This is a genomic window from Micromonospora sp. NPDC049051 (genome assembly GCF_043197575.1).
Taxonomy (GTDB): domain Bacteria; phylum Actinomycetota; class Actinomycetes; order Mycobacteriales; family Micromonosporaceae; genus Micromonospora.
Map to the genome: position 1 here is coordinate 125,463 of NZ_JBICTL010000001.1, position 21,966 is coordinate 147,428.

Genomic DNA, 21,966 nt, shown 5'->3' on the forward strand with positions numbered 1-21,966 from the left:
AGCTTCTTGCGCGACGGGATCTCGTCGGCGGTGGTGCGGGGTGGATCAGAGGTACATGCCGGTGCGGTGTTCGCCCTGGTCCCGCTTGACCGGCTTGTCGCCCTCGCCGAAGAACCGCTTCCCACCGAACTCGCCGTGCAGGCGGTCGTCCAGCTCGTCCGCGAGGCCGGTCATCACCTGGACCGCGAGCATGAGGTGGGTGGCCTGGAAGTTGCGGCCGAAGACGGGGATGGACGCCCACACGGTGTCGTCGGCGCAGTAGAGCCGGCCGATGGGCATCCGGTTGGTCAGCTCGGAGAGCTTGACGTAGAGCCGCTCGGTCGGCTCGACCTCGGTCAGCACGGGGGAGAAGACGTCCACCAGCGGCGGGTTGTCGCGGACCCGGACGAAGACCATCGCCGAGCCGGCGCGGATGTTGATGTCGCCGTCGGAGTCGATCTGCAACCGCTCGGAGTCCGACTTGAGCATGGTCGAGACGACGGTGCGGACCTGCTCGGCGAGCACGGCCACGTCCTGCTCGGGCGCCTGGGCGGCGGCGGCCGCCGCGAGCGCCTCGTCGAGGTCGGCCTCGACGTTGCGGTCGGGGCCGAACTCGCTGCGCGCGGTGCCCAGCGGCTCCACCGGCAGCGGGTCGCCCTCGGCGTCGTGGATGAGGTAGACGAGGAAGGCGGGGTGCGGGGCGCCGTAGACGTCGCGCAGCGTACGGGTCAGCAGGGCCGCCAGCCGGGTGGCCTCGGCGGTGCCGCTGTCCAGCCCGAAGGACTCGCCGGAGCCCTCCACCACGCCGGGCGGCGACCAGCCGAGCGCGATCATGTCCGCCACGGCGGCCCGGTCCAGCCGGTAGCCGTCCGGCAGGGTGGCGTTGCCGACCGCGCGGGCGGCCAGCCGGCCCCCCTCGCCGACATCGATGCTGACGGAGTAGACCGCGTCGCCGGTGCCGGATGCCGTCGGGTCGAGGGTCAGCTCGACGTGCGTGCCCGTGGGCAACGCCGCCAACCGACCGGCGAGTGCGTGCGCGAACTCGTGCCAGGCCTGGGTGACCTTGGCCCGCAGGTCGGCCGTGCTGGGCTCGTCGAGCAGGATCGGCTCGTGGTGCGCCGGCAGGCTGCCGGGCGAGTCGTCGCCCGGCGCCGAGGGGTGGTCCGCCGTCATGATCGCCTCCGTCCGTCGAGGTCACCCTACCCACGGAACGTGGGAGACGAATCAGCCCGACCGTGATCGGACAGCGGAGGTCAGCCCGGCGTCCCGTCCGGGCGTTCGGCGCCGAGCCCGACCGGCCAGGAGGCGGCCAGCGCGCTGAGCCGGGCAGCCGCGCCCGCCGGGTCCGCGCCCCGCCCGACCGCGAGCCCGAGGAGGTACGCCGTGACGGGCGCGCCCGGCCGCAGCACCTGGTGGGCCACGTCCCTGGCCAGGTCGAGCACGGCCGGCACCGGCACCTGGGCGGGGTCGAGGTCCAGCTCGGCGCAGGCCGCCGTCACCCAGTCGTCCATGACCGTCATCGCGCCCACTCCTCCGCCCGGCGTACGTCCTTGTCAGTGTCGCAGTCGAACCAGGGCGGCGGGCCGGCACCGACCCACGGCACCTCGCGCACCCGCAGGCCGGCGAGCAGCGCCCGCATCGACGCCCCGGCGAGCGGCGCGGCGCCCCTGCCGGCCGGCCCGTCGGCGCGCTCGACGCCTCCGTCGGTCGACCCGTCGGCGCGCTCGGTGACGAGGCGGTCCAGGGCTGCGCGCAGTGGCTCCAGCCGCCACACGCCGCAGAGGGGCTGCCGTCGGCCGGCACCGTCGACGTAACAGGCGCCGTCGTGGCCGGCGTGGAGCTGAGCGAGCAACTCCCCGACCGCCGGGCGGGTGAGCAGGGGCAGGTCGGCGGCCAGCAGTGCGACCACCGGCGTACCGGGGCCGAGCAGGGCCACCCCGGCCGCCGCGGCGGCGACGGGGCCGCCGCCCGGCGGTTCCTCCCGGATCACCCGCACCCCGGCAGGCGCCGGTCCGGGCGGGCCGACCAGGATGCGCGGCGCGGCGTCGGCGACGGCGGCCAGCACGCGCTCCCGCATGGGCAGGCCGCCGACCGTACGGGCGGGCTTGTCGACGCCCCCCATCCGGCGCGCGGCCCCGCCCGCCAGCACCACCGCCGCGTACGCGTCCACCCGGCCACGGTAGCCGCCGGACGCCTCGGCGGGACACGAGTGCCGGGGCGCCGACCGGGACGGGCACCTGACGCGGGTGGGGCTGTGGCGTCGGGCGGCGGCCGGCCCCGGAGGTGGGACGGCACTGTGGACGGCCCCCGATAGGGTCTGGTCCGGTAACCCGGCTCTACCGAGCGACGAGGCTCGACGAGCGGCGGTGGACAGGGACGACGAGAACCTCCACCGGTGACACCCTCTGCCTTCGACGGGTCGAGGTGAAGAAAGGGAACAACGATGGCGAAGACTCTGCGTCGCCCGCGCGTCCGCAGCCTCATCGCGGTAGCCGCCGTGGCCGGCGGTGGCGTGCTCGGCCTTGCCGCGCCCGCCCACGCGGACTACACCAGCCCGCTCTACTCGACGCTGAAGGCGTGCAACGCCGCACGGCCGTCGTACGTCAGCTCGTGGACCTCTCCAGGGCCGTGCTACAAGATGTACAACTGGGACGGCACGAAGCACATCGGCTACTCGTTCCTCGTGAGGACCAGGGCCTGACGACGTTTCGCAGGACCGGCCGTTAGGGCGTCGTCGTGTCGCCCTCACGGCCGTGCTCGATGGGCCGGGTCAGAGCTCACCCGGCTGTCGGCCGTCCCCGCGCGGTGCCCCGGCCCGGGGGTGGAGGATGGCGGGATGGGACGGGCTACTGACCGGCGCGGCGTGCTCCGCATCGACCTCGACGCGCCCACCGGCCGCACCTCGGTGCGCCGGCAGGACAGCCTGGCCGTCGAGGAGCCGCTGGAAATCCGGGTCGGTGCGGCCGGTCCCGGCCGGCGACGGCCGCTCGCGGTGACCATGCGTACGCCCGGCGACGACCTCGACCTGGCGATCGGCTTCCTGCTGACCGAGGGACTGATCCGCTCCGCCGACGACGTACGTACCGCCCAGCTCTGCGCCGGCGCGGAGACGCCCAACACGTACAACGTGGTGGACGTGGTGCTGGCCCCCGGCGTGCCCGAACCCGCCGTCGACCCGGCCCGGAACTTCTACACCACCAGCTCCTGCGGCGTGTGCGGCAAGGCGAGCATCGACGCCGTGCGTACCCGATCGGTCTTCGCGGTGGACGACGACCCGCTGACCGTGCCGGCGGCTGTCCTGACCGCGCTGCCGGACCGGATGCGCGCGGCGCAGCGCGGCTTCGACCGCACGGGCGGCCTGCACGCGGCGGGCCTCTTCACCGCCGACGGCGACCTGGTGGTGCTGCGCGAGGACGTCGGCCGGCACAACGCCGTCGACAAGGTGGTCGGCTGGGCGGTACGCGAGCGGCGGTTGCCGCTGGTCGGGCACGTCCTGCTGGTTTCCGGGCGGGCGAGCTTCGAGCTGACCCAGAAGGCCTGGATGGCGGGGTTGCCCCTGCTCGCGGCGGTCTCCGCGCCGAGCAGCCTGGCGGTGGAGCTGGCCGAGGAGGCCGGGCTGACGTTGGTCGGCTTCCTACGCGGCCACGCTATGAACGTCTACGCCCGCCCCGACCGGATCGACGTCACCGTCCCGTCGCGTGATGCTGTGCCATCGGCTGATCACACAGGGTGTTGATCGGACTTATGGTTGACGCCGGTAAGCGACCGTCGTCACAGGGGAGAACCATCGTGCGCCGCATCAGGACCGCCACCGTACTGCTCGGCCTGCCACTGTTCGTGTTGCTGGGGGCAACGCCGGCGAGCGCGGCGAGCACCACCGACGTCACGTCCGCGACCCTGGTCGCCCGGGGCGTCGCCGTGGACGTCACCGTCTCCGTGACGTGCCCGGCCGGCATGTCCGGCTCCTTCGAGCTGAACGTCAGGCAGCGCTCGGGCAACAGGATCGCGTACGGGTCCGGTTGGGCCCCACTCTCGTGCACGGGCCAGCCGCAGGCGGTGCCGGTCCGGGTGCTCGCGCAGCACGACGGCGCCATCTTCCGTACCGGCGAGGCGCTGTTCACCGGCGGCACCGAACTGTGCAACGAGGACACCTGCGAGTACGGGCAGATCGACGACACGGCCCGGGTCACTCGCTGAGCCTGGCGGGCCACTCCTCACGGACCCGGTCGGGCAGGCGCGCGACGCACCGTCGCGCTGCGCCTCACCGGCCGGGTCCGCCGAGCAGGTCACAACCTGTTCCACGTGTCGAACAGCCCCAACCGGACCGCGGCGTCCCGCGCCAGCAGGAAGCCTGCGATGCCGAGGATCCAGCCGAGCATGCTGCCGGAGGTCCGCATGATCCAGGCGTTGAGCCGGGCCAGCACCGGCTCGACCAGTCTCGGCAGGGCCACCCGGGCCGCCAGCAGCAGCACCGCCGGCAGGACCATGACCAGGCAGTAGCCGGCCAGCAGCCCCACCATCTGCCCCGCACCGAGCCCCGAGGTGGTCAGCAGACCGACCGCGCCGAGGTACGGCAGCATCGTCGCCACCTCCGCGAGCGCGGCGAGCAGCGCCAGCCCCACCAGCCACCGCGCCGAGGAGTCGCCGGCGGTGGCCCGGTCCCGCCAGCGCAGCACCCCGCCGCTGCGCGGACGCCGCTTGCTGTCGTAGCGGAAGCTGAGCGCGAACAGCCCGACCCCGAGGACGAGCTGCGCCCAGAGCACCGGTCGGTTGTCCATCGCCCCGCCGAGGACGTCGGCCAGCCGGCTACCGCCGAGGGCGAGCAGCAGCCCGACGCCGAAGTAGAAGACGGCGATCGTGCCGAGGTAGACGAGGATCCGTCGGGCGTTGACCGGCCCGGGCGCGAGCAGCAGCCAGACGGGGATGAAGAGCGTGCCGATGCTCGTGCTGTCGACCAGGGCCAGGCCGGCGAGCGACAGCAGCAGTCCTACGCTCATGCGGGTCTTTCACCGGGTGAGGGCACGCGACCATTCTGCAACGGCGCGTCGACTCGCCCCACGCAGTAACCTCCGCCAGACCCTCCTGAGGGAAGCGCCGAGCCGTACCGATGCCGACGGTGGCGTCAGCGTGGACGGGCCCAGGCGGTGAAGCGGGCGGTCAGGTCGGCCGGCGTCGCCGCGTGTTCCAGCGTGGCGAGCTGTTCGCCCGCCTCGGCCTGGAGCGCCGCCAGGTGGATCAGCAGGGCGGACCGGTCCGTCCGGTATTCGGCGAGCAGCCGCAGCTTGGCCGGCGAACACGGCCAGGCGATGCCGCAGGCCGCGCAGCGCCAGGTGGGGCGGGTGGGCAGGTGGGCGCGGCGACGGCTCATGCCGAGACCTCCTGGCGGGGAACCGACCGGCGGGCACGCGCCGCAAGGACCGGAGCTGCGGTACGCCAGCGCACCCCCTCGCACCACACGTAGAGCGAGCGCCGGTCCACGGCGTCGCCGCGTGCGTCCAGTTGGTAGACGTCGACCCAGCACCAACCGTGGTACGTGTGCCAGTCGGTCAGGACGCGGATCACGCGCACGAAGATCGGGCGGACGAACTGCGGGCTCGCGGACCGGGTCAGGTACAGGATGTCGCCCGACCTGATCTGCCGCTGGTTCACCGGACCGGCTTCACGTTGCGGCCGGCGACCCAGCGGGACACGGGAGCGAGGTTGATCCGGCCCGGCCCCCGATATGGCGGGACGAAGGGGCCGATCGGCCCCGGCACGACCGGGCGGGCCGGCGGTGTCGTCGGAGCGGGCTCCGGCTCCGGCTTCGGGTCCGGCGATGGCTGGCGCTCCGGCAAGGTCTTCCCCCTCGTCCGTCGGGTATGGATGAGGGGGCCACCACGGATGCTCGCCCTGCGGCGACCCCCTCGCGACGCGACCGGCGGGCCTCGGGATGCCTCCACCGGCTCGCGTCGTCTACAAAGCACCCTGCCGAGGGTTGCCAGCCGATCACACTACGTAGCAGTCTGTACCGGAGACATTCGGGACGTTCGGGCTAGGAGCAGGGATGAACCGGGCGGTGCAGGTAGCAATGGCGAAGGCTGGTGAGACTGCGGAGAGCCTCGCAGCTCAGGTCGGCGTCGATCCGAAGACGGCGGCACGGTGGGTGAGCCAGGGACGAATCCCGCAGACCCGTCATCGTGCGCGGGTGGCCGAGATTCTGAACAAGGACATAGAGGAACTCTGGCCGGACGCACTGAAGCGCCGCGAACCAGCCTGGTTCCAGCCATGGACGGACATCGAGCGCGAGGCAGCCGGGCTGCGCTGCTATGAATCCACCGTCATTCCCGGACTCCTTCAGACCGAAGACTACGCCCGTGCGGTGCTCGCGAGCGGCCCTCTCATTGCCGACGCAGACGGCTACGTCGAGACACGGCTACGACGTCAGGCAGCGGTATTCGAGCGACCCCGCCCGCCTCTGGCGGTCTTCGTGATCGATGAGGCCGCGTTGCGGCGAGGTGCGAGAGCAGTCATGCTGCCTCAACTCGACCACCTTGCCGAGATGGCTCAGCGGCCTAACGTCATGGTGCATGTCCTGCCGCTGGATGCGGGCCTCCACCCCGGGCAGGCCGGGCCGTTCGTGATTGCCACGACGAAGGACGGCGAGGATGTCGGCTACCTCGATGATCAGGCGACCGGCCGCATCACTAATGACGTTGCTCCACTCTGGGCCGTCTGGGATACCGTGAGATCACTCGCGCTTCCGCGAAACCAATCCATCGACTTCCTAGAGGCAAGATCATGGCTGACCTGACCGGCGCGCAGTGGCGCAAGACCACCCGCAGCAGCTCGAACGGCGGCAACTGTGTCGAGGTCGCCGACAATCTTCCCGGCGTTGTCGGCGTACGAGACTCGAAGGACCCGGCCGGCCCGGCGCTCACCTTCGCGCCGGCGGTGTGGCGCGCGTTCGTCGCCAAGCTGACCGAGCCGGCCTGATCGTCCGGGGCGCATACCAGGCTGGCGGGCCGTGGAGACGTAGGGCTGTAGTCGGAGAGATGCGGCGTCTCAATCGGGCGTGCCGAATTGCAGCCAGACGCGGATCCGCTCGGTGACCTCGTCGCGTCCGCCGAGGGCGTCACGTACCTCGGCCGTGAACGCGGCGCGGCCCTGTGCGGAGGGCAGCCGGTCGGCCGACAGGGCGGAGAAGACGCCGCCGACCATGTCATCGACGGTGAGCGCCGCGTCGTACTGCACCGACGACTCCGTGTACCGGAAGCCGGCGCGCACGAGGGCCTCCTGGTTGAGTAGGCGGCCCGCCTCGTCGGTTTGGCAGTTGGCTGTCACGGGGTGCCCGAGCAGCCGTTCCAGGCATTCGCGCAGTGCCCCGGACCATTCGGCGTCCTGCAACCACAGCGGTGCTCCGTTGGTGACCACGGCGACGCCACCGCCGGGACGCAGCAGCGGCCGGACGGCCCTGAACAGCGCGTCGCGGTCCATGAAGTGGATCGCGACAGCGGCGGTCAGCGCGCCGATCGTCCGCTCGCCGAGTAGCCGACCCAGCGCGGGCAGGTCGCTGTCAGCACCGAGCAGCCAGGTGGTGTTGCCCGCTGCGGCGTCGAGGGCGGCCTGGCGGGCCAGGGCCAGCATGTCCGGCTCCGGGTCCACGCCGACCACGGCCCCGACCCGGGCGGCGAGCGGGAGGCTCAACTGGCCGGTGCCGCAGCCGAGGTCGACCACCGTGTCGTCGGCACCGAGGCCGAACGCTTCGACAAGGGCGTCGAGCACCTCGGGCGGGTAACCCCGCCGGTGCCTCGCGTAGTACGTCGCCACCTCGCCGCTGAAGCTCGCTTTCATTTCGACAGCCTGCCCGCAGCACGGATCGGGAAGCGAGCCATTCTGCTCAGGGCATGGTCGACGTGCTGCTGCTCACGCAAACCCACCGCGAGTCCATGGGCTGGCCGACACGGCACTAGATCGGGAAGCGGCCTCGGTGGACCTGCCAGTGGCGGCCGGCTCTCAGGTGGTCGACGATCGCGCGCTGGAGCACGGTGCGGCGCGGCAACTGGTCGAGCGGCGTGGTCAGGGTACGGAACACGAACCGCAGCACCTCGACGTCGCCGTCCAACCCGTCCGGCTCCTCGTAGGGCTCCAGCTCGAACCTGCGCTGGAACCGGACGATGTTGGAGTCCTCGGGCAGGTACTCCAGTAGCTGCGGGTCGAGCAGCCACGAGCTGCAGGAGAACGCCGTGTAGCGTTCGTCGGGAAAGTGGCGGGGGAAGAACGCGCGGGCCTCGTCGAGCGACGCCTCGACCGCCTCCGGGGTCATCGGCCCGGACTCGGGGATGTGCAGGGCGATCGCGGTGCCGCCGCGCTGGTGCTGCAACCGGCCCAGCTCGTAGAGGCCGCCGCGTGCGTGCAGCGTCAGCCAGCTCTGCATGACCGGCCAGCCCTCGCGGTGCATCCGCCGGTCGATCGCGAGGTTGCGGCCCAGGTCGGCGAGGGTCGCCCACGAGACGGTGTCGGGGATGCCGTGCTCGCGGTGGTACGCCCGGACAACGTCGACCAGGGCCAGGTACGCGTACACGTAGAGGTGCCGCCAGGCGGGGCCCCGCTCGCGTGGCAGCTCCGGGCCGGGCGGCAGCCAGCCGTGGCCCCCGAGGTCGGCGCGGACCAGGGCGATCGAGCGGTCGAGCAGCCAGCGCAGCTCGGGCGTCCACAGTGTCGAGTCGAGGTCGGGCCAGCCCGCCATGATCTCGGCGGCGTCGTCCGGCCGTACCGCGAGCCGAGCGAGGATCGCGGGCGCGTCGGCCTTGACGGGCAGCGGAGCCGACGGCCGGTCACCGGCGAGCCGGCGTACGCGGTCGATGTCCTCGACGGGTACCCCGAGCCGGGCGGCCGTGTCGTCCAGGTCCACGCGGGCGACCCTACCGGCCGGCGGGGTCTGCCACTGGCCCGTACCGCGCTCGGATCAGACCGGACTGACGATCCACGACGATGAATCGCGGGAGGGCCTACGGGTGCCGGCGCGCGAACAGGATCCCGCCGAGCTTGCTCTCCGGCGAGGTCACGATCGTCTCCGCCACCACGGTTAACCCGGCGGCCCGCAGCCAGACCGCCAGCTTTTCGGGCCGGCGGCGGTGGACGTGGACCTTCATGGGATGACCCCCGTAGCCCTCGGTCTTCAGTCGGGATTCGTCGCCGACATGGAAGCCGAGCAGCAGGAGACCCCCTGGGCGCAGTACCCGCCGGAAGTGCGCGAAGACCGGGCCGACCTCCTCGTCGGGGACGTGGATGAGCGAGTACCAGGCCACCACGCCGTCGACCGAAGCGTCAGCGAGCGCGAGATCGGTCATCGAGCCCACCTCGAACCGCAGATGGGGATGGTCCCGGCGGGCTATCTGGACCATCGCGGGGGAGAGATCGATCCCGAAGGCGTCGAGGCCGTGCTCGTGGAGATGGGCGGTGACGCGTCCGGGCCCGCAGCCGATGTCGGCAACGGGGCCTCCGCCTGCGGCCAGCACCAGTTCGGCGAACGACGCCAGGGCCGCTCGTTCGTGCGGCGCGTCGGCCAGGAGGTCGCGAACCAGTTCCGCATAGCTGGCGGCGACGGTGTCGTAGGAGTCCCTGGTGTCCGCCAACCAGCCCGCATCGTTCACGCCCGACACGTTAGAGCTGTCGGGCTCGGTTCGTCGGCAGGCCGCGCCCGGCACCTCACTCTTACCGCCGGCACCGCCCGACCATCGTGAGCTGGCTGCCGCGCGGCGGAATCGCTATCACCACCGCGGGTCGGATTCGTCGCCGGCCTCACCAGCCTTAGCAGCCGTTTGGGGGTCACTCAGATCAGCGGTTGCTGAAAACGGCGGGAGATGGGTAGGAGGTCCGGTTCACCGAACTTCTCCACCAGCGCCGCAAACCGGGCCACCTTGTCCGCACCGAACCGCCGAACGGTCGCGGCGTAGGACGCCGTGGTCACGAGCGTGGGCGGCGTCGTCTTACTGTGGAACTTGTCCGCGTACATCACGAGTTGCTCCTCCACAGTGTCGGCCGTGTAGTCGTTCACAGGTAATGGCAGACGCTGCCGCAGCACGTCCTCCTGAGTCAGGCCTACGCCAGTGTGATGGGAACAGAATCTGCTGATCAGCTCAGGGAAACCGAGATCGCGTAGTAACGCATGGCCGAGGATTCCATGACGGATGTAGTTCTCGTGATCGAGCTGCCCCGTCGCGTCGTACAGACGGTAGACGCCTATGTCATGCAAGAGGCTTCCCGCACGTACCAGAGCGACGCTCAGGGCCGAGCGGTTCCTGTCGAGCAGTTGCTCCGCCACGGCGCAGACGATCTGGCAATGGGTGTAGACGAGCAGGAAAGCTTCCTCAGTCGGCGCGTACCGCTCGTGCAGCGCACGGATCTGCTCGTCGGTCGGGATGACCACCTTCTGCTCGACTGTCAAGCGCCTACCTCTGCTTCGCAGAACCACTACCAGTAACCCCAGCTCCGGCCGCTGGCAGCGCCGCCTGTCAAAACACCTGCCCGACCGTGACTTTGATGCGCTGGGGATAGCTGTCAACGACGATGTACCAGTGGTCGTCGTACGGCACTTCCAGGACCACGGGGCTCAGGTCATAGAAGCCGCCGAAGAACTCGTACTCGTCGCCGTCGAGGTACGCCTGGTACTCGTCGCCGTCCATCAGGCAGACCCGGGCGGTCGAGCCACGCAGCTCCACCTCGAACATGGCGCCGCCCGCGTACGTACCGAGGTTCCAGTAGAGGTGTTCCACACGCAATGTGTACTGGATGACCACGCCTCGCAGGAAGACTGCCGGGCGAGCATCCGAGCGGACTCCGGGGAAAGATGAGAAGCAACAAGCGGGCCGGTCGGTGGGCTGCAACCGAAGCATTAGGGCGTTCCCCAGATTGCGGCAATTCGGGCATCGAACAGGGTTGGCGACCGAACGGCGGGCTGCTCCGGTCATGTTCGATCGCCCACGTCATGCTGATCGGGTGATCACCAACGGTGAACCCCACCCGCCACAGGCCCAGCTGGACTGGCGCAGCCGGCTGTCCGGAGTGCTCCTCGGCGCAGCCGGCGGCATGGGTATCAACGTCCTGAGCAACGACGTCGGCTACCGGGGCGTCGCCGCCGTCACCGCCGCCGGCGCGGTCCTGTCCGCCGTCGCCTCGCTGCGCCGGCTGCCCCCACAGGCGCCCCTGGTCCGCCACACCACCCGGACCCTGCTCGCCCTCGCCCTGACCGCCACCATCGTCGCCGCCATCAGCCCGGCGCCCTGGACCGCCTACGCCACCCTGACCGCCATCGCCCTGACCATCACCGCCCTCCTCACCACCAACACCACCGACATCGCCCTCAACCTGCTTCTCAGCGCAGCGGTCATCGGCCTCGGGGTGGCGGCCGTCGGCCTCGGCGTCGCGATCCTGATCGACGGCCGCATCCTGGTTGGCGCAGCGATCATCGGCTTCGGGGTGGCGACCATCGGCCTCGGCGTCGCGCCCATGGTGGGTGTAGCGCTCATCGGCCTCGGGGTGGCGAGCATCGGCGTCGGCGTCGCGATCCTGGTCAACAGCGACGTCCTGATCGGCGCAGCGACCATCAGCGCCGGGGTGGCGAGCATCGGCCTCGGCGTCGCGATCCTGGTCAACAGCCGCATCCTGCTCGGCACAGCGGGCACCAGCGCCGGGGTGGCGGCCATCGGCCTCGGCATCGCGATCCTGGTCGACGATGGCGTCCTGATCGGCGCAGCGACCCTCGGCCTCGGGGTGGCGATCATCGGCCTCGGCGTCGCGATCCTGGTCAACAGCCGCATCCTGCTCGGCGCAGCGGGCACCAGCGCCGGGGTGGCGGCCATCGGCCTCGGCGTCGCGATCCTGGTCGACAGCGGCATCCAGATCGGGGCTGCCCTTCCCGCCGCAGCGGCCGTCGGCACCGGGGTAGCGGTCATCGGCGGCGGCATCGTGACGCTGGTTCGGGGTACTGGTCTCACCACAAGGCTGCAAAAGTGGGGCACAGCCCTGACACAGGAACCGCCGAACAGGTAGAGGAGGCGTCCGGCATCTAGCTCGTAGCGTCAGCCCGTCGGGCAACAGGAAGGCCCCGTCGCGATGGACGAGGCCCGGCCAGGAACGATCGGGTGAGACGGAGGCGCCCCGTCGGTGGTTGACTGCCCGCATGGAGCTGAGCGTCGGCGAGCAGCAGCTTCCCGCGACCCTGCACCTGCCGGCCGGGCCGCCTCGGGGTGCCCTCGCCGTGTTGCACGGCTCCCACGCCGGCAGCCGGTCGTACTTCCTCTACGAGCACCTTGCCCGGCTGCTCCCACCGGCCGGAATCGCCGTGCTGCGCTTCGACCGGCGCCCCCGGATCGACGGACGCGACGTGCCGCTGAGCGCCCAGGCCGACGACGCGGCGGCGGCCCTGAACGTGCTCCGCCGGCAGGTCGGTGACGTCCCGGTCGGGCTGTGGGGGTTCAGCCAGGGGGCCTGGGCGGCGGCGCTGACCGCCAGCCGCCACCGGGTCGACTTCCTCGCGCTCGTCGGGTGCAGCGGGGTCAGCCCGGCGCGGCAGATGCGGTACGGCACCGCCGAGCAGCTGCGCCGCCACGGGTACGGCGACGCCGACCTCGCCGAGCTGGACCGGCTGCGTGGCGTCGCGGAGGCGTACCTGCGCGGCGGGCTGTCCCGGGCGGTGGCGCAGGCGGAGCTGGACGCCGCGTTCGAGCGCCCCTGGTTTCCGCTGGCGTTCCTGCCGCGCGAGGTGCCGGAGCCCGGCGCCTGGACCGACCTGGACTTCGACCCGGAGCCGGTCCTCGCGGCGCTGTCCTGCCCGGTGCTGCTCTGCTACGGCGAGACCGACGCCTGGATCCCGATCGAGGAGAGCCTGGCGGTGTGGCACCGGGCTGCCCGCGCCGCGGAGCTGACCGTCGCCCGGCTGACCGGCTGCGACCACGCGCCCACCCTTCCCGGGTTTGAGGGCCTGGCCGGCGTCAGCCCGCAGTACGAACAGGTCCTGCTCTCCTGGCTGGACCGACGTGTCTCCTGCCCGAAGCGCCCGTAAACCCTCGCGGTATTCGCCCGTAAACCCTCGCGGTAGTTTCGCCGACCGTACTTGATGGACGGTTTGCGGCCATGGTCGACTACGCGTCATGCGCAGGTTGCTGCCTTCAATCTTCGTCCTCATTCTCGGTGCCGCTGGTGTTGTCGCGGGCGTCACGAGTCCGCTCTGGGGGCACGTACGCAAGGCCGGCACCCAGCAGCACAGCTACGTCTCCGAATCGTTCCTGCGCAGCAACGGCTGGATCCTGCCGCGCCCGCCCGCTTCCTATCAGTGCTGACCGAGCCGCAGGAAAAGGACCCCGTAGAAAACGCCTCGTTGCCCGTTGGGTGCAATTCCTGCTACGAATACCGGGTTTTCCCGGGGCACCCGGTCCGGGTACGTCAGGGGGATCTCCCCGATGCCTCCGGCCGGCACGGACGACAGGCTCGACGTCATGAAGATCATGAATAGCCGAACTGCGCTCGTCGCGACGGCGCTCGCCACCGTGCTGACCGTCGTGACCCCCGGCGCGGTCACCGCCGCTCCTCCGGCCCGCCCCACCGCCGACTGCCACCCCGGCACCCTCGACCCCGGCCCGCTCCGGCAGGCGATCGCCGAATTGCCCAACTCCGACGCCACCAGCGCCCAGGTCCGGATCAGCACCCCGGACGGCTGCTGGACCGGCACCACCGGCGTCCGGGACCTGCGCAGCCAGGCTCCCGTGCCGCCGCACGCACGGTTCCGGATCGGCAGCGTCACCAAGGTCTTCACCGCCGCGCTGGTGCTGCAACTGGTCGCCGAGGGCCGCATCCACCTGGCCGATCCGGTGCAGCGGCACCTGCCCGGGCTGCTGCCCGCCGACTACCCGACCGTCACCGTCCGCCAGTTGCTCGACCACACCAACGGCATCCCCAGCCCGAGCATGCCGGACGGGATCGAGTGGCAGCTCGCCCACCGGTACGACCGGTGGACCCCGGAGCAGATTGTGCGGCTCGGCCTGCGCAACCCCCGGGAGTTCGAACCCGGGACGAGGCAGCACTACACCAACATGGGCTACATCGTCGCCGGCCTGCTGGTGGAGAAGGTCACCGGCCACCCGTACGCGCGGGAGCTGGATCGGCGGATCGCCCGCCCGCTCGGCCTGCGGGACACGTACGCCCCCGGCGACGACCCACGCATCCTCGGTCCGCACGCACACGGATACCAGGCCGTCGTGCGCGACGGAGCCACCGAGCTGGTGGACGCGACGACGTGGAGCCAGACCTTCACCCCGGCCTCCGGCAACGTCATCTCCAGCCTCGACGACCTGGACACGTTCGTCACCGCGCTCTTCGCCGGCCGGGTCGTGCCCCCGGCCCAGCTGGCCGAGATGTTCACCCTGCCCGCGGTCCCCGACGTCTCCGGCGGCCCGGCCCGGTACAGCGTCGGGCTCACCGCGTTCCCGCTGCCCGGGGGCGAACTCCTGTGGATCAAGACGGGCTCCCGGTTCGGGTACCTGACCGGCGTGGCGTCCACCCGCGACGGCCGGTTCCGGATGCAGTACTCGATCACCGGGACCGACGCCAAGGGTCAGGAACTCGGCCGTACCGCTCAGGCGGTCATCGGCGCCGCGCTCGGGATGCTCTGACAGGGGTCAGCGAGGGCCGCGTCGGCGGCGCCGGCGGCGGAGCACTCCGGGCGTTCCCACCGCCGGCCAGCCGTCCAGCTCGGAGGGCGGCACGCCCCGGCGCAGCAGGTCGTCGAGGAGCAGCGCCATCGAGTGGCCGGGGTGCTCGGCCAGGGCGCGTTCGAGGGCCACCGCCGCCAACGCGCCCTGCCCCGCCCGCCACGCCGCGAACGCCAGCAGCGCGGCCGGCACGGCGATCAGCTCCGGTTCGGCCCGGCGCAGCACGTCGGTCCAGAGCGCGATGTCCGCGTCCCGGCCGTCGGTGCGTTCCCAGGCGTGGTCGCGTACCGGCACGTGGGTCAGCAGCAGGCTCAGCCAGGCCACCTCGCTGTCGGTGAGCGCCCCGCCCCGCCGGTACCGGCGCTGTGCGCTGCGTACGGCGGCAGCCCCGGCGGAGCGGACCGCCCGCTCGCCGCGCGGGTCGGCCGTCGGCGCCCGGTCCGACAGCTCCGCCAGCCGTCGCCCTGCACGGGCGGTGGCCTCGCGTACGGCCGTCCGGGCCGGACCGGTCACCGGGGCGACCTGCGCGACGAGGGCGTCCCGGTCGGGCAGGGCGACCTGGCCGGCGAAGACGGCCGCCGCGCTGACCTCGCTGGCGGCGACGTCGTAGGGCTTGCCGTCGGGCGGGCAGCACTCCGGCTCCACGCACAGGTACGACCAGTAGCGGCCGTCGGTGACCCGGAGGGCGTCGAGCACGGCCAGCCCGGCGGCGCTCAGCGCGGCGCGCACGGCGTCGACCGCCGGGGTGACCAGGTGTGCCGGGCCGTATCCCAGCACGGTGGCGGTCTCGGCGTCCTGCCGGGCGACGACGCCCGCGAGATGGCCGGCAGGGTCGCGCGGGTCGGCGAGATCGGGCAGGTCGGCGCGGGCGGCGAAGGTGATCCGGCGGCCCCGCATCGCCACCACGACGACGCTGCGGGTCGGGTGGAAGCCGAGCAGGTAGGGCACGGCGGCGATGAGGTCGGCGGGGGAACGGACGGCGAGGCGGAGGCGGTCGGTGGGGGTCATGGCTGGCAGCCTGCGGCGCGCGTGGACCGGTCGACGTCCCCTGTGGACGACACTCGGGTTATCCACAGTCACCGAACGTATTCGGCCAGGTCGGCGGCTTACGCCCCGGCGCGGGCGGGGTACTCGGGCCGGGCCGCCACCAGGGACGCCAGCTCGCTGCGGGAGCCGACGCCCAGCTTGGGATACGCCTTGTAGAGGTGGTAGCCGACCGTACGGGGGCTCAGGAAGAGCTGCGCCCCGATCTCCCGGTTGCTCAGCCCCCGGGCCGCCAGCTGCACCACCTGGTGTTCCTGCGGGGTCAGCCGCTGCACGGCACCCGTGTCGGCGGCCCGGACGCTCTCCCCGGCGGCGCGCAGCTCGGCGCGCGCCCGCGCGCTCCAGGGCTGGGCCTGGAGCCGGTCGAAGATCTCCAGCGCCGAGTGCAGCACGATCCGCGCCTCGCTGATCCGGCGTGCCCGGCGCAGCCACTCGCCGTACAGCAGTTCCGTGCGGGCCCGCTCGAACGGCGGGCCGCCCTGCTGGTGCAGCGCCACCGCCTGGGCGTACCGGTCGTCGGCGTTGCCGTCCAGCAGCGCCTGGCAGCGCAGTGCGATCGCCCGCGTCCACGGCTGCCGGACGCGCCCGGCCCATTCGGCGTACTGCCGGGCGGCCGAGAGCCCGTCCGCCGGCCGGTCCACCCGGGTCGCGGCCTCCACCAGGTCGGGAAGGCTGACCATCGCGCCGCCCCGGTGCCGGGCGCCCAGCATGCCGGAGAGCCGGCCGAAGGCCGCCTCGTACCGGCCGAGGCCCAGGTCGAGCAGGCTCAGCGCACCCGCCGCGTGGATGTTGCCCGGCGTGACGCCCCGGGCGATGGGTTCCGCCGTCAGCTCGACGCACCGCTGTTCCGCACCCCGGATGGCGGCCAGGGAGGCGAGCACGGTGGTCAGGGTGACGGCGTGCCGGCGCTGCCCGGTGTCGGCGGCGATCCGTAGCCCCTCCGTCGCGTTGGCCTCCGCGTCGTCGTGTCGGCCCCGCATGAGCTGGGCGCAGGCGAGCAGCGGCAGCACCGAGGCCAGCAGGCCGGCGGCACCCTGTTGACGGGCCACGGCGGCCAGCCGCGCCGCGATGTCGTCCGCGCTGTCGAAATCGGCCAGCATGATGTGCCACCACCCGATGTCGAGCAGTTCGAGGTGCCTGTCGCACCCGGTCGTCTCCTCGACCAGCACCCGCAGCGGTGCGACGGAGGCGTCGGTGAGGGCGTTCTGCGCGGCGAACGCGCGGGACAGCGCGGCGACGAGGTGGGCGCTGGGCACGCCGAGTTCCTCGGCCCGGGCCGCGGTGCGGTCCAGCGCACCGAAGTCACCGGCGTGGGCGGCCGCCCGGCCGGCGCGGAAGAGCAGGTGACCCGCCAGGCTCGGAGCGAGGTCGGCCACCGCGACTGCGGCGTCGGAGAGCAGGCGGTGGGCCTCCCTGGGGCGGTCCCGCGAGTCCAGCACGGCGGCGCGGACCAGGGCGATGTCGGCCAGTTGCAGGGGGTGGGTGACGTGGTCGGCGGCCTGGTCGGCCAGCGTCGCGGCCCGATCCAGTTGGCCGGTGTCGGCCGCCGCCTCCGCCGCGACGGTCAGCCGCCGCCCGCGCCGGGCCCGGTCGGCGGTGAGTTCGGCGGCCCGCTCGTACATGGCCGAGACGGCGGCGCTTCCCCGGACCGCCCCGGTCGAGGCCGCGGTCTCCAGGGCGACCGCCGCCTCCTCGTCCGGCCCGGTGGCCATCGCCGACCGGTGCCAGGCGTACGAGCAGACGTCGCCCCGGGCCGCGTAGACCTCCGCCAACGCCTCGTGCGCCGCCAGCCGGCTGCCGGCCTCCGAGGTCTCCCGCAGCGCCGAGAACAACAGCGGATGGCGCAACACGAGCCGGCCCTCCACCAGCCGTACGAGCTGCGCCTGCTCGGCGGGGGCCAGGTCGTCACGGGTGCAGCCGAGGCGCTCGGCGGCCGGGAACACCACGGAGGCGTCGGCGGAGGACGCGGCGACGACGAGCAGCCGCCGGGTCGCCTCGGGCAGCCGCCGCACCCGTTCGGCGAAGACCTCGTGGAGTCGCTGGAAACGCGAGGACGGCACCCGGCGTGGCTCGCCGTCGACCGGCAGCTCCAGCAGGGCGAGCGGGTTGCCCTGCGCCTCGGTGAGCAGGTCGGGCCGGAGATGACCGGGCACCGGATCCGACCGCTGCGCCAGCACCTCGGCGGCGGCCGACTCGGCCAGCGGCCCGATCGGCAGCTCCGGCAGACCGGCCCGGTCGAACGGGGACGGTTCGTCGGTGCGGACCGCCACGATCACCGCGATGGCCTCGGCGTCGAGCCGCCGTACGGCGAAGATCAGCGCCTCCGCCGAGGCCGGGTCGAGCCAGTGCGCGTCGTCGACCAGGCAGAGCAGCGGGCGTTCCTCGGCCAGCTCGGCCAGCAGGGTCAGTACGGCCAGCCCGACGAGGTAGCGGTCGACGTCGCCGCCGGTCTCCTGACCGAGCGCCACCCGCAACGCCCGGGCCTGCGGGGCGGGCAGGGCGTCGAGCCGGCCGGTCTGGCGGCCCAGCAGCAGGTGCAGCCCGGAGAAGGGAAAGCCCGTCTCCGACTCGGTGCCGTCGGTGCGCAGCACCCGCATGTCGTCGGCGCGGGCGGCGGCGTCGTCGAGCAGCGCCGACTTGCCGATGCCGGCCTCCCCGCGCAGGACGAGCACACCGCTGCGCCCGGCCCGCGCCTGCCCGAGCATGGCGTCGATCCGGGCGGTCTCCTCGCTTCGGCCGTGCAGCACGGGGGTCAAGGCTACGCGCCCACCGGGCCCGTCGAGACGTACCGCGCCCCCGCAGGGCGCTCCCGGGCGCAGCCGGCGCGAACCTCAGGCCGCGTACGGGATGCGCTCCCGGGCGTCCCGCAGGGCCCACCCCCACCAGCCGAGCTGGTCCAGCACGGTCTTGGCGGCGTTGTTGCAGCCCTGCGGCTCCACCGGCGTCCCCGACTCGTCGAACCGCTCCCAGCAGCTGTGGAAGCTCACGGTGTCCCGTACGGTCGTCGCGTGCAACTCGGCGAACACCAGCCGCAGGTGCTCCACCGCACGTAGGCCGCCGGAGACCCCGCCGTAGGAGACGAAACCGACGGGCTTGGCGCGCCACTCGTCGCGGTACCAGTCGATCGCGATCTTGACCGAGGCCGGGTAGCTGTGGTTGTACTCCGGCGTCACCACCACGAAGGCGTCGGCGGCGGCCAGCCGTGGCGCTAGCGCCTCCACCGCCGCCGGCCGCGGGGCGCCGAACCCGCCGAGCGACGGCGGCAGGTCGACCTCGGTCAGGTCGACCACGTCGATCTCGAAGCCGTCGTGCCGGCGCGCCTGGTCGACGAACCACTCGGCCACCACCGGGCCGAAGCGGCCCTGCCGGGTGCTGCCGACGATGACGGCGAGCCGCAGTCTCTGCGTGGTCATGGTGCTCTCCTGGGTGCTCGGGGTGGATGTGCCGACCACGCTAGGCAGCCGGCGGGGCCCCGCCATCTGTCAACTGACCGGTCGCCGGGCCCGGCCCCGCGCCGGTGGCCGCTACGGTCGTTCGACAGATGCCCGGCGAGGGTCCGCGTCCCTACCGTCGGTGCCCATGACCGCCGCACCCGCACCGCAGCCGTCGACCCCGGTCGTGCACACCCGCTGGGCGCCGGTCGTGGCGGTCGCCCTCGCCATGCTCGTGGCGACCTCCGAGATGAGCATGGCCGGCGTCGTGCTGCCCTCGATCGGCGCCGACCTGGGCGCCGACCCGGCCGCCACCACCTGGGTGCTGCTCGCGTACGCGCTGCCGATGGCCGCGATCGCCATCCCGGCGGGCCGCTGGGCCGACCGGGCGGATGCCCGGCTGATCTTCGCCGTGTCCATGGCCGGTGTCGGGGTCACCAGCGTGTTCGCCGCCTGCGCACCGGCGCTGTGGGTGCTGCTGGCCGTACGGCTGCTCCAGGGCGTCGCGGGCGGTCTGACGCTGGCGGTCTACCTGCCGGTGATCGCCGCGACCGTGCGGGCGGACCAGCGGGCCCGCGCGATCAGCGCGGTGGTGACCATCATGACCATCGGCGGAATGGCCGGCACCTCGTTGGGCGGGCTGGTGGCCGGCACCTCCGGTTGGCGCGCGGTGTTCCTGCTGAAGCTGCCCCTCGTCGCGGGCGCGCTCTGGCTGGGCCTGTGGGCGCTGCCCCGCGACGGCCGGGGTCTGCCCGTCCCCGGGCTGCCGCTGCTGCGCGAGGCGGTGCTGCTGGGCGGCATGGTCGCCGCGGTGCTCGTCGCCGTCGATGAGATCGTCACCCGGCCGGTGGTGGCGGCAGGGCTCGGCGCGCTGGCCGTGGGGCTGGGCGTGACCTGGGCGCGGTTGCCCGCCTCACGGCCGGTCATCGCGCTGGTCCGCGCCCGCCGTTTCGGGTTCACCGCCCTCGGGCTGTTCCTGGTGTGCTTCAACGTCGCGCTGACGGTCTTCCTCCTGCCGTACTTCCTCGCCGACGTGCTGCACAAGGGACCTGAGGTGGCCGGGATGCTGCTGCTGGTCCAGATCGGCGCCATGACGGTCACCTCGCCCGTCGCCGGCTGGCTCGCCGACCGGGTCGGCGCGCTGCCGGCGGCGGCGACGGGCGCCGCGCTGACGGCCGGGGCGACGCTGCTGCCGGTCACGCTCTCCGCCGACTCCGGGCTGGCGCACCTCGCCTGGCAGGTCGCGTTGGTCGGCGTCGGATTCGGCCTGTTCAACACCCCGGTCATCGCGGCGGTCATGGCGGCGGCGCCCGCCGGCTCGACGGGTGCCGCCGGCGGCGTCGGCGGCACCGTACGGATGATCGCGACGACGCTCGCGCCGGCGGTCGCCGCGCTGTGCTGGACCGCCGCCGGGGGCGGGCTGGCCGGCTTCCGTACCGCCCTGGTGGTGCTCACGGTGGTCCAGGCCGCCGGGATGCTGGCGCTGCTGGCCGCCCGGCGCGGGCGCGCCGCCGTGTCCGTGGCCGACGGCGGCTGAGGTCGCGTGGGGTGCGGTGACGCCGGCCGGCGGGACCGTCGACGCCACCGCGAACCGGTCAGAGACCGATGCTGGCCTGCGGCCCGGCGTGGGTACGCAGCATCGCCGGGATGTCCGCGGCGTTGTGCAGGGTGTACGAGTAGAAGCTGCTCGGGTTGAACGCCGAGCCCTTCGACTTGCGGGCGGCGGCAACGGGTTCAAGCTCGGCGGCGGCGACCCCGCCCCCGAGGTGCGGCACCGGGTGACCCGGAGCGCGGCCCGGGACAACGCCGGTTATCGGCTTCACGTCGAGACGTTGCGGAAGAACTATCCACCAATTGCGCGAATGTGTCCGATCAGACTGCTGAGCTTGTCGAACCTCTCGCCGTCCGCCTGCACCCCGGGTAGAGGTTTGTCGTTCTCGCCGTGCTCGCCGAGCGGGTTCACGACTGCTGCGTCTCCCTGCGCGAACATCGCGTGCATGTGCAGCGGAGCGTACAGGGCCGGATCTGCAGGGTCGGTGTTCTCGGTGACTTCGGGCTTCGTGACCGGCCTCTTGTTCCCCTGCCACTCGAGGAACCATACGGCGCTTCCCTGTGGAAGACTCGACTGCAGCTCTGCCAACTGCTTCGCAGCGCTCTGGGGTTCCCCCAGTGGAAACTCCACGACAATCTTTCCTATCAGTTCCGGCTGCAGACTGCCGTTGATCGTCTCCGAGACACCGAGACTGAGGCCAACGGTTTGCAGATCACCCATGACCCGTAGAAGCTTGACGTCGGTGATGGTTGCGACGACCACCGCATCGGCATTGCCGGTAGCGGCTCGGACGTCCGCCGGAGGCGCGACGAGCATCGCCCCGTCGAGCCGCAGGCTGTCGTAGAATTTTTCGTCCCCAGGGTGATACCGGTCAACGCTCGTTATAGCACCTGGTGCTGGCTCGTTCTGTATCTGCGCACCCCTGTCCCCGGCGCCCGGCTGACTTGCACAACCAGAACCCGCGATGACAATTACGCTGAGACCTGCGGTGATCCTTGTTCTCCACGTCGAGTTCATGAGCGTCCCCTAATCGTCAGTACTGAGCATTGATGTGCGCGCGATCGTGTCCATCGTAAGTGGCGCCACCGTTATCGCCGGCGTAGATCCACATGCAACTCGCGGTGGTGTCGCTCCTGTGGCGGAGGCCAACACTGTGGCCGAGTTCATGACATGCGACGTTCTGCCGCTGGGCCGCAGTGTCGAATACGCCGTTGTCGGACACCCAGTAATACACGTTGAACCTGAAATGCCCCGCGACATGGTGTGGGCGGCA

27 protein-coding genes are annotated in these 21,966 nt (G+C 72.3%); 10 read left to right on the forward strand and 17 right to left on the reverse strand.

Annotated elements, in window-relative coordinates; genetic code table 11:
* Nucleotides 1–45: 45 nt before the first annotated feature.
* From ACGFIR_RS00600 to ACGFIR_RS00610, 3 genes are all read right to left on the reverse strand, one after another.
* Nucleotides 46–1,152 carry a hypothetical protein gene (locus ACGFIR_RS00600; protein WP_393005326.1) on the reverse strand — a complete coding sequence of 369 codons (1,107 nt, stop codon included), beginning with the start codon at nt 1,150–1,152 and terminating at the stop codon, nt 46–48.
* 80 nt (nt 1,153–1,232) lie between these two features.
* Nucleotides 1,233–1,499 (reverse strand): DUF6457 domain-containing protein, encoded by a 267-nt coding sequence (locus ACGFIR_RS00605; protein WP_393005324.1) that lies wholly within the window; start codon nt 1,497–1,499, stop codon nt 1,233–1,235.
* On the reverse strand, nt 1,496–2,149 hold the full coding sequence (locus tag ACGFIR_RS00610; RefSeq protein ID WP_393142451.1) for a molybdenum cofactor guanylyltransferase: 654 nt from the start codon (nt 2,147–2,149) through the stop codon (nt 1,496–1,498). The genes ACGFIR_RS00605 and ACGFIR_RS00610 overlap by 4 nt, the downstream gene beginning before the upstream one ends.
* Before the next feature lie 273 nt (nt 2,150–2,422).
* On the opposite strand from ACGFIR_RS00610, the gene ACGFIR_RS00615 reads away from it, so the two are divergent.
* From ACGFIR_RS00615 to ACGFIR_RS00625, 3 genes are all read left to right on the forward strand, one after another.
* Nucleotides 2,423–2,680 carry a hypothetical protein gene (locus tag ACGFIR_RS00615; RefSeq protein ID WP_393005320.1) on the forward strand — a complete coding sequence of 86 codons (258 nt, stop codon included), beginning with the start codon at nt 2,423–2,425 and terminating at the stop codon, nt 2,678–2,680.
* A gap of 135 nt (nt 2,681–2,815) precedes the next feature.
* Entirely contained in the window at nt 2,816–3,715 is a 900-nt protein-coding gene (fdhD, locus tag ACGFIR_RS00620) for a formate dehydrogenase accessory sulfurtransferase FdhD (RefSeq protein WP_393142453.1), read from the forward strand.
* A gap of 53 nt (nt 3,716–3,768) precedes the next feature.
* Nucleotides 3,769–4,176 (forward strand): hypothetical protein, encoded by a 408-nt coding sequence (locus ACGFIR_RS00625; RefSeq protein ID WP_393142455.1) that lies wholly within the window; start codon nt 3,769–3,771, stop codon nt 4,174–4,176.
* Between the two features lie 89 nt (nt 4,177–4,265).
* Here ACGFIR_RS00625 and ACGFIR_RS00630 read toward each other — a convergent pair whose 3' ends face one another.
* The 3 genes from ACGFIR_RS00630 to ACGFIR_RS00640 form a co-directional block, all read right to left on the reverse strand.
* A complete protein-coding gene (locus ACGFIR_RS00630) occupies nt 4,266–4,976 on the reverse strand; it encodes a GAP family protein (RefSeq protein WP_393142457.1) in 711 nt (236 codons plus the stop codon).
* A 125-nt stretch (nt 4,977–5,101) separates the two neighbouring features.
* Complete coding sequence (locus ACGFIR_RS00635; protein ID WP_393142459.1) at nt 5,102–5,347, reverse strand: flavin reductase; 246 nt, start codon at nt 5,345–5,347, stop codon at nt 5,102–5,104.
* Nucleotides 5,344–5,628: a hypothetical protein gene (locus ACGFIR_RS00640; protein WP_393142461.1), complete on the reverse strand. Its 285-nt coding sequence runs from the start codon at nt 5,626–5,628 to the stop codon at nt 5,344–5,346. The genes ACGFIR_RS00635 and ACGFIR_RS00640 overlap by 4 nt, the downstream gene beginning before the upstream one ends.
* Before the next feature lie 394 nt (nt 5,629–6,022).
* On the opposite strand from ACGFIR_RS00640, the gene ACGFIR_RS00645 reads away from it, so the two are divergent.
* A complete protein-coding gene (locus ACGFIR_RS00645) occupies nt 6,023–6,769 on the forward strand; it encodes a Scr1 family TA system antitoxin-like transcriptional regulator (protein WP_393142463.1) in 747 nt (248 codons plus the stop codon).
* On the forward strand, nt 6,757–6,951 hold the full coding sequence (locus tag ACGFIR_RS00650; RefSeq protein ID WP_393142465.1) for a DUF397 domain-containing protein: 195 nt from the start codon (nt 6,757–6,759) through the stop codon (nt 6,949–6,951). The genes ACGFIR_RS00645 and ACGFIR_RS00650 overlap by 13 nt, the downstream gene beginning before the upstream one ends.
* Before the next feature lie 69 nt (nt 6,952–7,020).
* On the opposite strand, the gene ACGFIR_RS00655 is transcribed toward ACGFIR_RS00650, so the two are convergent.
* The 5 genes from ACGFIR_RS00655 to ACGFIR_RS00675 form a co-directional block, all read right to left on the reverse strand.
* Nucleotides 7,021–7,809 (reverse strand): class I SAM-dependent methyltransferase, encoded by a 789-nt coding sequence (locus ACGFIR_RS00655; RefSeq protein WP_393142467.1) that lies wholly within the window; start codon nt 7,807–7,809, stop codon nt 7,021–7,023.
* Nucleotides 7,810–7,924: 115 nt separating this feature from the next.
* Nucleotides 7,925–8,869, reverse strand: a complete 945-nt coding sequence (locus tag ACGFIR_RS00660; protein ID WP_393142469.1) for an acyltransferase domain-containing protein — start codon at nt 8,867–8,869, stop codon at nt 7,925–7,927.
* Between the two features lie 97 nt (nt 8,870–8,966).
* Nucleotides 8,967–9,611, reverse strand: coding sequence for a class I SAM-dependent methyltransferase (locus ACGFIR_RS00665; protein WP_393142470.1), 645 nt, complete (start codon nt 9,609–9,611; stop codon nt 8,967–8,969).
* A gap of 179 nt (nt 9,612–9,790) precedes the next feature.
* Nucleotides 9,791–10,405: an HD domain-containing protein gene (locus ACGFIR_RS00670; RefSeq protein WP_393142472.1), complete on the reverse strand. Its 615-nt coding sequence runs from the start codon at nt 10,403–10,405 to the stop codon at nt 9,791–9,793.
* Nucleotides 10,406–10,472: 67 nt separating this feature from the next.
* Entirely contained in the window at nt 10,473–10,733 is a 261-nt protein-coding gene (locus ACGFIR_RS00675; RefSeq protein WP_393005298.1) for a DUF1883 domain-containing protein, read from the reverse strand.
* A 16-nt stretch (nt 10,734–10,749) separates the two neighbouring features.
* Between ACGFIR_RS00675 and ACGFIR_RS00680 the strand changes: the two genes are divergently transcribed.
* The 4 genes from ACGFIR_RS00680 (at nt 10,750) to ACGFIR_RS00695 (ending at nt 14,627) form a co-directional block, all read left to right on the forward strand.
* Complete coding sequence (locus ACGFIR_RS00680; RefSeq protein WP_393142474.1) at nt 10,750–12,009, forward strand: hypothetical protein; 1,260 nt, start codon at nt 10,750–10,752, stop codon at nt 12,007–12,009.
* Between the two features lie 130 nt (nt 12,010–12,139).
* Nucleotides 12,140–13,021, forward strand: coding sequence for an alpha/beta hydrolase family protein (locus ACGFIR_RS00685; protein WP_393005294.1), 882 nt, complete (start codon nt 12,140–12,142; stop codon nt 13,019–13,021).
* A gap of 88 nt (nt 13,022–13,109) precedes the next feature.
* Nucleotides 13,110–13,298, forward strand: a complete 189-nt coding sequence (locus tag ACGFIR_RS00690) for a hypothetical protein (RefSeq protein ID WP_393005293.1) — start codon at nt 13,110–13,112, stop codon at nt 13,296–13,298.
* 156 nt (nt 13,299–13,454) lie between these two features.
* Complete coding sequence (locus ACGFIR_RS00695) at nt 13,455–14,627, forward strand: serine hydrolase domain-containing protein (RefSeq protein WP_393005291.1); 1,173 nt, start codon at nt 13,455–13,457, stop codon at nt 14,625–14,627.
* 6 nt (nt 14,628–14,633) lie between these two features.
* Here ACGFIR_RS00695 and ACGFIR_RS00700 read toward each other — a convergent pair whose 3' ends face one another.
* The 3 genes from ACGFIR_RS00700 to ACGFIR_RS00710 form a co-directional block, all read right to left on the reverse strand.
* Nucleotides 14,634–15,674 carry a DUF4192 domain-containing protein gene (locus ACGFIR_RS00700; RefSeq protein WP_393005289.1) on the reverse strand — a complete coding sequence of 347 codons (1,041 nt, stop codon included), beginning with the start codon at nt 15,672–15,674 and terminating at the stop codon, nt 14,634–14,636.
* Between the two features lie 98 nt (nt 15,675–15,772).
* The gene (locus ACGFIR_RS00705; protein ID WP_393142475.1) at nt 15,773–18,457 is read right to left on the reverse strand and encodes an ATP-binding protein; all 2,685 of its coding nucleotides are present in this window, start codon (nt 18,455–18,457) and stop codon (nt 15,773–15,775) included.
* An 84-nt stretch (nt 18,458–18,541) separates the two neighbouring features.
* Nucleotides 18,542–19,123: an NADPH-dependent FMN reductase gene (locus ACGFIR_RS00710; protein ID WP_393142477.1), complete on the reverse strand. Its 582-nt coding sequence runs from the start codon at nt 19,121–19,123 to the stop codon at nt 18,542–18,544.
* Between the two features lie 166 nt (nt 19,124–19,289).
* Between ACGFIR_RS00710 and ACGFIR_RS00715 the strand changes: the two genes are divergently transcribed.
* A complete protein-coding gene (locus ACGFIR_RS00715; RefSeq protein ID WP_393142479.1) occupies nt 19,290–20,678 on the forward strand; it encodes an MFS transporter in 1,389 nt (462 codons plus the stop codon).
* Between the two features lie 58 nt (nt 20,679–20,736).
* Here ACGFIR_RS00715 and ACGFIR_RS00720 read toward each other — a convergent pair whose 3' ends face one another.
* The 3 genes from ACGFIR_RS00720 to ACGFIR_RS00730 all read right to left on the reverse strand — a co-directional run bounded on the left by ACGFIR_RS00720 (nt 20,737) and on the right by ACGFIR_RS00730 (nt 21,927).
* Nucleotides 20,737–20,916: a hypothetical protein gene (locus ACGFIR_RS00720; RefSeq protein WP_393142481.1), complete on the reverse strand. Its 180-nt coding sequence runs from the start codon at nt 20,914–20,916 to the stop codon at nt 20,737–20,739.
* 68 nt (nt 20,917–20,984) lie between these two features.
* Nucleotides 20,985–21,710 (reverse strand): hypothetical protein, encoded by a 726-nt coding sequence (locus ACGFIR_RS00725; protein WP_393142482.1) that lies wholly within the window; start codon nt 21,708–21,710, stop codon nt 20,985–20,987.
* 16 nt (nt 21,711–21,726) lie between these two features.
* The gene (locus tag ACGFIR_RS00730; RefSeq protein WP_393142484.1) at nt 21,727–21,927 is read right to left on the reverse strand and encodes a matrixin family metalloprotease; all 201 of its coding nucleotides are present in this window, start codon (nt 21,925–21,927) and stop codon (nt 21,727–21,729) included.
* Nucleotides 21,928–21,966: the final 39 nt, after the last annotated feature.